Origin of the sequence: Paenibacillus sp. 1011MAR3C5 (assembly GCF_003591485.1) — a bacterium.
Lineage (GTDB): Bacteria > Bacillota > Bacilli > Paenibacillales > Paenibacillaceae > Pristimantibacillus.
The window spans coordinates 151657-163559 of sequence record NZ_QZCF01000001.1 but is presented as its reverse complement, the minus strand read 5'-3'; the positions used below and the strand labels follow the sequence as shown (position 1 = coordinate 163559).

The window sequence follows — 11903 nt, the reverse complement described above, 5'->3', positions numbered from 1 at the left end:
AGATCTATGGAAAAGCTGCACAAGCAAGCTAAGCAGCTGGCGCCAGTCAACGGAGACCAGCCTCTCCTTGAGTCCTGGATTGATATAAAATCGGAAGGCTCCAATATAGTAGGCGAGGTATATTTTGCCGCTATTCGTAGCGAGGATGCACAGGATGAGAAGAGTGCCATCTACTTGCATGAAGTTGGCGGCGATCCAAACACAACACAACATCTGAAGTTTCTGGAGCGTCCCTTTCAGGAAAACTATCAGGACTTTGTGAACAATCTTGCAAAAGAAATCGGAAAGGAGTGGAGATAGGATGTGTTTGCCATAACTGAACTAGTTGCGTTCGTACAGTCTGTCGTGCCTTATACGTATTATCCGAATGAATTTCCGGTATCGGCTGAAGATAATTCCGGTTATGTACGAATTCATAGCGGTACTGTCCCCAGCCAATGGACAAGCCAGCGTCGACCTTCCATTCAAATTGTAGTGCGCGGAGATAACGGCCCCGCTGCAGAGAAGCTAGCCAACACCATATATGAGGAATTTCATCGCCGCCATGATTGTCAGATCGGTGATGAACATATTTTGGCTATATTTGCTGACCAATCCGCGCCTCTCTATCTTGGACTCGACGATTATCATAGAGTGTTGTATTCCATTAATTTCACAGCTATTATGCTTAGCCGTTTTTAAGATTTTTTATACGATAAAATCACAAACAACATTTAGGAGGAATTTTATTATGGCAACTGATACAACAAAAGTTAAGCTAGGTCCATGCAAGGTAACGTTTGACGTAGGCGGTACGACTCCGGTCGTTTTTGAAACAACGAAAGGCGGCGTGGTACTTACGTACGAGATGACGATGCGTGAAGTCGTCGTCGACCAATTCGGCACTACGCCAGTTCGGGAAATAATTACAGGTAGAAAGGCATCGCTTGCCGTGCCGTTCGCTGAATACGATCTGGTCAAGCTTGCTAAAGTCATTCCGGGTTCGACCCTGGTAACGGATAAGACGGATCCTACTAAGCAACGCGTCGACGTGGATGCTTCCAAAATTGTGGATTTGATCGATTATGCTAAAGAAGTGAGAATTGAGCCGCTGTCTTCCACAGCTACGGCCAACGATACGATCACTTTGTATAAAGCAGCGCCAACAACAACTTTGAACTACACGTATTCCTATGACAATGAGCTCGTTACGAATGTGACGTTCAAAGGCTACCCAGATACAAATGGACTGCTGCTTGGTATCGGTGATCCGAACGCAAAATCGGTTTAATAGGCACGCAGACGGCTCATATGAGCCGTCTATTCTATTTTACAAAAGGAAAGGGAGATTGCTGTGATAGGAAAATTATTTGGTCAATCGCAACAAGATAGTGTCCAGCTAGGGGATAAAACGGTTCAGATTCCAAAATTAACTCCAGAGAAGTACAAGGCTTTGTTTGAACGTATTGAGACGCTTCCGGCCATCGTTATTCGTGTGTTGGCAGATCGGGATACGGATGATTTCGTTGCAACGGTTCTGGCTGGCGCTAATTTGGCATTGGATGAAATGGTCCAGCTGGTTGCTGTGCTGGCGGATATGGATGCAGAGTATATTTCGTCACATGCAGATTTGAACGAAATTACAGATTTCATTCGTTTGACGCTCGAGAAAAATGATTTGCAGCGCACATTAAAAAACTTCCGGGCCGTCCTCGGACAGTTGGGACTCGGCATGAAGGCACCGGGCGACGGCAAAATGGTGTAACGCTTGATGATTTTCTTCTACAAGCTTCAGTCAGCCTGGGGGTAAGCCAGCGATCGCTCGAAACGGAGTATTACCTCATTGATTTGCCTATGATTCTATGGTACATAGCCCAGGCAAAGGCGGAGGACCGGCTTATAGCACTAAATATCGCTATCGTCAGCCAGAGTGCTGATCAACAAGCATATGAACGGCTGGCTAAGAGTCTGCAGGCTGAGTTTATTGCGAACCCGGCAGAAAAAATGCCAGAAGATGAATTTGACCGCAGTGCATTTGAACAGTTGCGTGGTCAAGTAGGAAGGAGGTAACGAAGTTGACGACTGAAATAAAAGCAATTAAAGTTCGTATGGAACTGGAGATGAACCAGTTCAAGGAAGGAATGGAACGGGTACGCGAGCTCCTGGAGAGCGTAAAGAATGAATCAGGCGAGACTAAGGATAAATGGGCTGAGCTTGAAAAGAGCTTTTCAGCTTTGGGAGCAGGAGCAGCGTTTTCTGGTCTTATCAATACTGTAAAATCATTAACGGAAGAAGCCAATCAATTAGCATTCTCGATGAATGGAATGTCAGAAGTAGCCAGGACACTTGGGATAAGCGTTAAGGAAACGACAGGCCTTGCTGAGGAATTGGCAAAAAAAGGATTTATTTCTTTATCGGAGGCTTCGACTGCTATACAAACAGCGTTATCGTCGGGTCTCAACTTGGAGCAAACTCGAGAACTGATCTATGCTACCGCAAATGCCGCTGCTTATAATCGTGATGCCCATCTCGGATGGGGAGAAGCGATAGGGCAGGTTGTATCCGGCATAAAATCAGGTAATTCCGGTATGATCGAATCAGCCGGTATAACAACAAACTTATCCGCAATGCATGAACGATATGCAACAAAAATAGGTATCACAGCTGACCGACTAACAGAAGGCGAGAAGGTACAAGCCGCTTTTACAGGCGTATTGGAGAATGCTGCTCAATTTGCAGGTAATGCAGAAGAGGCGCTTGACAGCTACGCAGGCACGCAGATGATCTTTAACAATACATTAGAAATGGCTCGTATGGAACTTGGCGAAGCTTTTATGCCAGCATTGCAAGAACTTATGGAGCTGGTCATGCCTATCATTGTTCGATTCACGCAGTGGGTTGAATCCAATAAAGAGCTGGTTGCCGGTCTGAGCGCTGCAGGTATTGGTATTGTTGGGTTAATCGCCGGTTTTACGTCTCTGATTACCATATTAGGTGCTGTAAGAGCAGCTGCTACTGCACTGAGTATTAGTTTCGGCCCGATTGGATGGGTTGTTGCGGCGTTATCTTTAGCTGGCATTGGACTTGCTGGTTATATCTCTGCTTCCAATGTTGCGGCTGAATCTGTCAACAAGCTGGCTATTGCGCAAGGTGAATTGAATGATAAGCTATCTCAGTCTCCAACTGATCGAACCGTTGAAGACATTAAGGCGATGCAGGCAGATATTGAAGTATTGAATGAAGTATTGGACCGGCGCAGCAGACTTATGGATGAGTATAATCAACGCATGCTTGATGCCGAAGAGGGCCGTGGTTCAATCGAAAACACGCATGCTCTCATGAATTTGGTAGATGAAGTGAAAGCCGTCGATAAAGAGCTAAAGGCTATGGGATATACAGCTACAGATGCAAAATTTGCTGTACAAGAGATGAACAAAGCTATCGATGAATCCGGACCTGCTATACGTGAGATGCGTATGGAGGGGTTGCAGGAAGCGGCAGCCAAGCAAAACCAGATTACAGAAACTAAAAAGCTGGCGGATCAATATGAATCGCTACGCAATAAAACGGGATTAACTGCTGAAGAAAACGGTCAACTCACTAGCATAGTCAGACAACTGACAAGTACGTACCCTTCTTTGCATGCCGAAATGGATGCTCAAGGGAAACTGTTGATAACGAATGAGGAGCTAATCCGGAATATTATTAAGGCAGAAGAGGACTCGTTGCGGTATACGCTTACTGCCGAAGCTGCAAAACGCCAATCGTTAATTCGCACGACAGAGGCTTCGATTACCACTGCTGAGACACATCTTGCAGCACTTACTGCAGTGATGGATATAGAGCCGCAGAAAGCGCCATGGGCAGAGGAATTAACGGATAACGACCTCTTCATTCATAATGTAAACCAAAATTCCGTAAGTAAATTGGTTGATAAAGCTACTACCCAACTTGATTCGCTAAAAGCAAATCTATCTCAATATAAAATCGAATTATCTGCGATTGAAAACGGTACATGGGTTAAATTGTTTGATCTACCCGATATCTCATCAAATGATGAGAAGGGTACCGACAAGGGAACTGGAAAAGGCGGCAAAAAGCTTAGAGCAGAAGAAATTGCGAAACAACATTACGATGCGGAACTCAACTTATTGGAAAAGAAACGCCTGCTAGGTACACTTACCCTACAACAAGAACATGATAAGCTTGAGAAACTAGCTGAGGTAAATAAAAAGTATGATGATATATGGATGGATGCGGAGTCTCGCCGACAAAGAGTAGCCGAACAAATAGCTGCCAATGCCAAGGAATTGGCAGAAGAACAGGCACGGGAAGAGGAAGCAGCACACAGGCGGTCATTCGATAAGTCATCGGAATGGATTGAGAAGGAAAAGCGGCTTATGACTGAACGCGGTGATTCAGAACGCGATATTGTCATCATGCAGCTTGAGGCTTGGACGAGGATTCGTTCGCGCTATGCATCTGATACGGAATACTACAAGCAAGCCGACAGAGCCTTGTATGAGGCCCGAATGGCGTTGCGCAGACTTGATGAAGCAGCAGCAAAAGATGCAGTGGAAGCTGCTAAAAAAGAGCAGAGCGAGCTAACCAAAAGCTTTCTGGATCAGATTGACAAGAGGCGGAAAGCCGAACTCGATGCCTTGGATGAACAGAGAAGAAAAACCGAAGAACATTACGATAATCTGCTAAGAGGTATTGATGAGTCAGAACGAGGCCGTGAACGCCAATCCATAGAAGAAGAAGCGGAGAAATACAAGTTTGCTTCCTCTGAAAAAGGACAAAAACGGTATAAAGAACTGCAAGAGCAGCTGCGCAAGATGAATATTGAAGACAGTAAACGCGCACTGCAGGAAGAACGAGACAACAAGCTGGCAGAATTCGAGAAGCAGAAGAAGGATATTGAGTCCTGGTATGCAGATCTCAAGATAGCTGCAGAAACATTTAGCGGTGATATTGGCCCAATCTATCAATTGATGGAAGATAATAGACTATCTGCTTTTAGGAACACCAATAAAACGCTTTTGGCTGAAGCTGATCAGTTCCAGAAGGATCTGTCAGCCAAGTATGGGGCAGTAGTACAGGCGCAATCCGGACCTTCGCCAAGTGAATTGGCGGATATTGCTCAGATGGAAGCGAACAGTAAAGCTTGGCATACCGAAGGCAAGGATCAGAAGCAAAAACTGTCGGATTCCAATAAGGAACTCGGCGAAAAACTGGGTGCACATTACAACAGTAAGGAAGGCAAATGGTATAAAGACGGTGTTAAGCTTTTCCATACCGGGGGAATCGCGGGGGTGAGCAACTTCTCAGCGGGCAATATGCTCATGCCGGATGAAATAGCTGCAATTCTGCGTGCTGGCGAAGTCATACTGACGCCGCAACAGATTACCGATCTAGTAATGAAAAGAGAAGCTGGCGAAGAGAGGATCGTTCATCACAATTATTATGGGCCGCTTATTGAAAACAACGGAGATGTTCGCTTAGAAGACCAGGCTGATATCAACAGCTATCATCGCGAGCAGGATCATCTTGTACGGCAAATGATAGCGAGAGGAGAGAGACCCGTATGACCGATAATGGCGGGGCTAGTTATGGCGGCGTCTCTTTTGCGTCTCTTGGATTGCTTGTAACAGGTGTGAATCTTCCATTGCTTCCGGAAACTATTCAAGAGGAAGAGTCTTTGCCAGGACTAGATGGTTCTCTTGATATGGAGATGAGGTATGGCCCACGCATGATTGAAGTAACGGTGGAATTGCTGACAAAGGATGAGTCTGAGTATCAGGCAGCCTTGCAACGATTAGCCAAAGTGTTCAACGCTCGCCTGGGCAGCAAGCCGCTTGTATTGGACCGCATGCCGGGTAAACGGTGGATGGCTAAGTACAATGGCACAATCTCCATCGAAAAAATAGCGTCTCTTGGATCCTTTACTCTGCCCTTTAAGGCTTTCTATCCTTTCTCCGAAAGTGTATTGGAATCCCATCAAATGCTTGAATATGGGCAAAATTATTTGTTTGGAATGGGTTTACGTTACGGCGATACTTATTCCTTCGGAGTTACAACATCGCCTAAGTCTCAACTCATATATCACGCTGGAACACATGAAGCATTTCCTGTCATTCGAATGAGAGGAAGCGGGTCCAACATTAAGATCACCAATACGGCGACATCAGAATCACTAACGATAAACACCGTGATGACAGCTAATGATGTAGTCGAGATCAATTGTGCTCCGCTTGAGCAAACGATCCTCAAGAATGGAATTAGTGCAGTGAGCGGTGCAACGGGCAAGTTTCCTCGACTTATTGAAGGGGAAAATAAAATTACGATTTCAGCGACCGGAGCCAATCTCACGGTCGATTTTATTTTCAGACACACTTATCTTTATTAATTCGAAAGGAGCGTAAGAATATGAGTCGATTTGAAAAAATAGACAAGATGCTTGATCTTGATAACTTAGCTAAACACAATCGAAATTTTGATCGTGCCCATGCCGATTTGAGCTCACTTCAACAGCAAGTGAGCGCGGAGCAACAAGCCCGCATGACCGCAGACAACGCTCACACTTCCAGTACCACAGCTCACCCTGCGGATCGCATTACGTATAGCGGCCCAGTCAGCGGAGCTAGAAATGTTAAGGAAGCGATTGACAGTCAAAACCAGAGGATTAATGGCATTGTTGGACAAGCTGGAAATAGCAATTCCGAAATTGTGGACGCGAGAGCCGGATCAGACGGTACAGTTCATCCAGTGCTGAAGGCGAGATTGGATCGAATGGAAAGGCGCCAGATGGAGGATCGCGATCAGACAACGATGCTTAATCGGGGTATGAATGTTGTTAATACAACACAAGCGAGCGGGGCGACCGTACAGGTTAAGGGTCGGACATTGGTTAATATAACTGGTAGCGATGGAGGGTGTGAGAGGTTAGATTCATTTAGTTCGTACGGATCGCCTGTTGTGTTATCCACAGAACGGTTTAAGACAGGTAGTAAATCATTTAAGTTTGTATCAAACGAGAATAGCTTACTCTACAAGGATTATTCATATAAACTCGAATGGAGTAAACAGTATTTACTTATTGGATGGATTTATATTGACTCCATTACTCAAGGTAATTTTGCCATCCGGATATACGATAAAAATAATGGAGTTAACCAAAGATATAGCGCCGCTGCATCATCGACGATTACAGGGACTTGGCAACTTGTCTATGTGAAAATACCTAAAAATAATGTAATTACAACAGATGGCTTTAGGTTGTATGTAGGAACAAGTGGTGTTACTTCGACGACAGGCACTGCTTTTATTGATTCTTTTCGTATTTATGAAGTGTCAGATGCCGACTTTGCAACCATTGGTACTACTTTAAAAGGCGACGCTCTTGACGCCTACTTGCCGTATATAGACGGAGTAAAACATTTGCAGGGCGTGAATGTACGGAAGAGGGGTAAAAACCTGTTGCTAGGCGTGCCAGATTACATTCATAATAATGCCGTATTAATCAACCAGTATAACGTGTCGCTTAATGCTTCTGCCGCAACAGATTATGGTTGTCTGATAAATCCAAACGTCACACCCCAGACAACATATACATTTGCATGGTTTAGATATTCGACAAGTAATTATGCTTCAGTACTTGAGGAAAGGGCGGATGGAAGCAAGTATACAGAACGAATAATTTTACCTGCTGGAAATTCGTCATACGGGACCTTTGTGACGCAATCCGATGTTGTTAGAATACGAATCACAATGTATGCTGGCACGACTGGGACATTTGAGTTTAAGGATTGGATGCTTGTTCTCGGCGACGCAGATCAACTCCCAGCCTTATTTGAACCTCGGGTCGACCAATATGCTCATTGTCCCGTACCACTCGCGAGTAACGCTGACCGAAGCATTACGGACAATTATGATAGCGCTACGGGGAAAGTGTTTAGACGTTGGCGGACGGGGGTTAAACTGGACCGGACAATGGGGTGGGTGTTCCATTCAAACTTTAGCGGATACAAGAGAATTGTGCGTAATGTAATAGCTGACTATGTTAATGATAGCGCTGTTGCCGTAAAGTACGATGGTTCGATTCTCAGACAAGATATCATAAACAATGCTCAAAATGCCCCAAATGAATTTAGATTAAACACCGCATATGGTGGTGTGGTGTTATCGGTAACAAACGAGGATAGTGGTTGGATAGATAACGTTAATCCCAATAATAACGCAGTTGCAGCGTTAAGCAATGGTTGGCGCGCCAGTGGAAATAACGGTAATTCGTATACAAATTGGGTTTCGATTCTGACAGGAGCAGCGCCAGTCACCAATACCGAGGCTTTTGTCGCAAACAATAAAGCTCCGGGCTGGGAAGCCTGGGCAACACTGGATTATGTGTTATCGACTCCAGTTATTGAACAAATTGCAGATGACCAAGGCGGATTATCATTGGAATCTGGCGGAAATATGATTGAACTACTTGAAGGAATGGTCATTCGTGAGAAGGTCAACCCGGTTAGAGGCGTTGGAGTTAATACGAACAACGAATACTTCATTAATATGCAGAACGTGACGACGCCTAGCTACGAGATTCCCTCTGGCTCTCAGTTAAATCGCAGGGCAGCATTGATTACTGCTGTTTATGATGGTGGCAATCGAAATGAAAAATGGAAGGTTGTAGTATCCAATAATGCTTATGGAACCAGTAGAGCATCAATACCTGTATCTGAGCTGAATGATCTCAACAATGTCTATGTTGACTATATTGTATTAGATAAGCATTTATATACATCAAACGCATTGGAAGCTTCAATATCTTATCAAACTACTCTTAGCAGTGTTGTGGCACAATCTGCTCAAGATATCGCATCAATTAAGACGCATGATGGCGTACAAGATTGGATATTGGCACAGCATACCGCAAGACTATTAGCGCTGGAGGAGGCATAATATGGAACCATCATTGCAAAATGCGGTGGATTATCTCAAGTCAAAGGGGATAGAGGTGGCTCCTCATAAAAGTACATTTCAGCTGAACATGGAGATGGCGACTATGCTACTTACAGTTCTTATGTCAGAAGTCGATTATTTAAGAAATAGAATTGAAATATTGGAGGGAGGAAATGCAGATGAATAATGTAAACGAAATCTACCTTGGAATGTACCGTACAGCAGTCCAATCAGGGCGGCTCCCAATTGATTATGTTCCTGAGCCATATCGAACAATGTTGATGATAGAGACAAGCTCACCTGGAGTTGAAGGCGGCGAGTTGGAATGATTTCCAAATTAGAGTTATGGAGTAACGAGGGGCGGTTGGCCTATTTGCCAGCCGCCTCTTCCGTTCGTGTTCGCGAAGTATTAAACGGCGAATATTATATTACATTTCGTTATCCTAAACTGCCAGGGGACGATGAACGTTACGAAATGATTGAAACGGGTTATGAAATCAGATTTCCAAATGAGATTGAAAAAGACCAGCGTTTTCTGATTTGGAAGTCAGATGAGAAACATGATGTGTCAAATGCATATATGGAGATTGAAGCTCATCATATCTTCTTTGATTTGGGCCGTTACTATCATGAAGACTATATTGATTTTGCAGCTGCGCAAACCATTGAGACAATGCTTACTCGACTTTTTGCGGGAACGCCGTTCATGTTTAATATTAATGGTACTTTCATTGCCCAAGATATATTTGAATGGGGTGAGAAGAGCAAGCTTGCTCTTCTTCATGAGCTGCGTGAAGTGTTTAATGCGGATTTATCATACGACAACTATACGGTTACCTTCACAACTCGAAAGGGAGTTAATTCAGGTAAACAAATTCGTTACCGCAAAAATCTGAAATCCATTCGTCGTACTGTTCAAGATACGGAGCGAATTACGCGGTTATATGGATACGGAAAAGATGGGTTGACGATTGAGGGTTATTTGGGGCATACAAAAAAATATTTAGACTCTCCTTACTACGATTCACAGCGCCCATATGAAGGAAAGATGGAATGGTCCGACATCGATGAACAATCAAAGTTGTTAGCTGTAATGGAGCGATATTTGAAGAATTACGAACTACCGCGTGAAAGCTATGATATTGAATCGATTGAGCTCAGTGAAGTAAACGTTGGAGATGACGTACTGGTTATCAATGAGAAGATGGGGTATCATTTATCAGCCAGAATTTATGAGCATGAACGCAATCCGTTTGAAAAGCGAGTCTCGCCTAGATTTGTATTAGGCAATTATCGCGAGCTGTACGTTTCTGACTATTTGCTCCAATACCGTCGTAAACAAAGGGAGTACCAAATGCTGGTGGAGAAGCGTACTGCTGAGCTGGAGCAGCAGCAATTGGAGCTTGAGCGTGCACAATATGATTTTGAAGACTATATAGAGACTTCGTTTGCTGACGGTCTGATTAGTGAAGCTGAAAAGCAAATCATAGCTGAGCATAAGCTCCAGTTGGCCAAGGAAAAAGCGGATGTGGATGCAGAATACGAACGGATTTATTCCAGTTTATATTTGACTAATGTAACGTTGAAAAGTGCCCTTGGAAACGCTAAACGGCAGTATGATATTTCTTTTAACGATCTGCTAACCGCAATTGAGACAGCAATTGCAGACTCCGGAATTACTCCGGACGAACGAGCAGAGGTCAACTCTAAATTCGCAGCTTTATCCGGGAAACTAGCCTACCTGAGGCAAGCCTTACAAGATGCTTGGAGTTCTATTACACAAAAAGGACTTGACGATATCGCGGGAAAAGGAATTCATAGCGGTGGTATTATTAGAATAGAGAATCGAAAGCAAGAGGTAGTTAAAACGTTGTTGACATCAGCTGTCGCAATCAATGCTTCTACGATTTATGTGGAATCGACGGAGCAATTTCCGGAAAGCGGGACTGCCTATATTAACGATATAACTAACCCTAACTTATTTGGATTTGTTTATGAATTTGAATACACAGGTAAAACTGCAAACTCCTTCACTGGAGTAAATGGGGTAAGTGATAATTACTTGAAATCAGGGTCTGTTTTTTTATGGCCCAAATTGACAGCTGACATCGTAGTTTCAGCTTCTGAGGTTATTATGCCGGATGGGTCGTATAAGCTAATACCTGAGACTAGGTTTAGTAACCGTTCATTAATTGTATCCGAAAGCGATCTAGACGGCTGGGAATATAGATATCTATACATTGATAAGAACAGTACTATACATTACTTGAGTGCTGGTACAGAAGGGGGAAGAATTGCATATCCTCCTAATCCGCCGGACGGTAGTCTTCGAATAGGCTATATATTAATTGGATATGGCGGTGAAGACCCTGGAGGAAATCTAAATATTAATAAACATTTTGATCCTAACGGTTTTCCTTTATTCAAAGAGCGAATATACCACGATCCTCGGTACCGAGATGAGCGATCAATCCGGACGGAGGGAGGAGATGTCGCATTTGGAGGCACTCCATATGGAGCCAGACCCTTAAGCGTCTCTGTTGGACCCAAAGAATATCAAACCTATTATATCCCAATAGGCAAAGGTCGCCGCAGTCTCAATCTATCCATCTCGTTAGAGGGTAATACGGAATACGATAATTTCAACTATGGCGCACAATTAACTGTAGGGCGCAAGGCAGCCAATAATGCTGACGGGCTTGGTCGTTCCCTATGGGCTACATATGTAGATGTAGATAACGTGCGGGGACATGTATCTGGACAAAGGAATACGCCTCCTTACGGTATTCATGTATTATCGCCGAGAGTATGGGCACGAAGCTATACGATGCTCTATGATGCTGACCTCATGCCTGACCCTAACGATGGTAGTGTAATAGCTTTAAAATTGACATTCTATAATTATCATAGCAGCGTGACAGAAAGCTTTAACTTAAAACTAAATTGGCATGCTTTATAACTAATCC

General features: G+C 43.9%; 9 protein-coding genes. All 9 read left to right on the top strand.

Going from position 1 to position 11903, the window contains the following annotated elements:
- The first annotated feature begins 6 nt into the window (after nt 1-6).
- The 9 genes from D3P07_RS00790 to D3P07_RS00745 all read left to right on the top strand — a co-directional run bounded on the left by D3P07_RS00790 (nt 7) and on the right by D3P07_RS00745 (nt 11896).
- Nucleotides 7-300 carry a hypothetical protein gene (locus tag D3P07_RS00790; RefSeq protein WP_147384462.1) on the top strand — a complete coding sequence of 98 codons (294 nt, stop codon included), beginning with the start codon at nt 7-9 and terminating at the stop codon, nt 298-300.
- 3 nt (nt 301-303) lie between these two features.
- Nucleotides 304-681, top strand: a complete 378-nt coding sequence (locus D3P07_RS00785; RefSeq protein ID WP_119798199.1) for a minor capsid protein — start codon at nt 304-306, stop codon at nt 679-681.
- Between the two features lie 49 nt (nt 682-730).
- Complete coding sequence (locus D3P07_RS00780) at nt 731-1270, top strand: hypothetical protein (RefSeq protein WP_119798198.1); 540 nt, start codon at nt 731-733, stop codon at nt 1268-1270.
- A 63-nt stretch (nt 1271-1333) separates the two neighbouring features.
- The gene (locus D3P07_RS00775; RefSeq protein ID WP_119798197.1) at nt 1334-1744 is read left to right on the top strand and encodes a hypothetical protein; all 411 of its coding nucleotides are present in this window, start codon (nt 1334-1336) and stop codon (nt 1742-1744) included.
- Between the two features lie 310 nt (nt 1745-2054).
- On the top strand, nt 2055-5570 hold the full coding sequence (locus D3P07_RS00765) for a phage tail tape measure protein (RefSeq protein WP_119798195.1): 3516 nt from the start codon (nt 2055-2057) through the stop codon (nt 5568-5570).
- Nucleotides 5567-6388, top strand: a complete 822-nt coding sequence (locus tag D3P07_RS00760; RefSeq protein WP_119798194.1) for a distal tail protein Dit — start codon at nt 5567-5569, stop codon at nt 6386-6388. The genes D3P07_RS00765 and D3P07_RS00760 overlap by 4 nt, the downstream gene beginning before the upstream one ends.
- Nucleotides 6389-6408: 20 nt before the next feature.
- On the top strand, nt 6409-8937 hold the full coding sequence (locus D3P07_RS00755; protein WP_119798193.1) for a hypothetical protein: 2529 nt from the start codon (nt 6409-6411) through the stop codon (nt 8935-8937).
- Between the two features lies 1 nt (nt 8938).
- Nucleotides 8939-9124: a hypothetical protein gene (locus tag D3P07_RS00750; protein WP_119798192.1), complete on the top strand. Its 186-nt coding sequence runs from the start codon at nt 8939-8941 to the stop codon at nt 9122-9124.
- A 138-nt stretch (nt 9125-9262) separates the two neighbouring features.
- Nucleotides 9263-11896: a phage tail spike protein gene (locus D3P07_RS00745; RefSeq protein ID WP_119798191.1), complete on the top strand. Its 2634-nt coding sequence runs from the start codon at nt 9263-9265 to the stop codon at nt 11894-11896.
- Nucleotides 11897-11903: the final 7 nt, after the last annotated feature.

Coding starts and splice junctions, on each gene's coding strand:
- D3P07_RS00750 (WP_119798192.1), top strand. CDS start 8,939: ATGGAACCATCATTGCAAAATGCGGTGGATTATCTCAAGTCAAAGGGG.
- D3P07_RS00755 (WP_119798193.1), top strand. CDS start 6,409: ATGAGTCGATTTGAAAAAATAGACAAGATGCTTGATCTTGATAACTTA.
- D3P07_RS00745 (WP_119798191.1), top strand. CDS start 9,263: ATGATTTCCAAATTAGAGTTATGGAGTAACGAGGGGCGGTTGGCCTAT.
- D3P07_RS00760 (WP_119798194.1), top strand. CDS start 5,567: ATGACCGATAATGGCGGGGCTAGTTATGGCGGCGTCTCTTTTGCGTCT.
- D3P07_RS00780 (WP_119798198.1), top strand. CDS start 731: ATGGCAACTGATACAACAAAAGTTAAGCTAGGTCCATGCAAGGTAACG.
- D3P07_RS00790 (WP_147384462.1), top strand. CDS start 7: ATGGAAAAGCTGCACAAGCAAGCTAAGCAGCTGGCGCCAGTCAACGGA.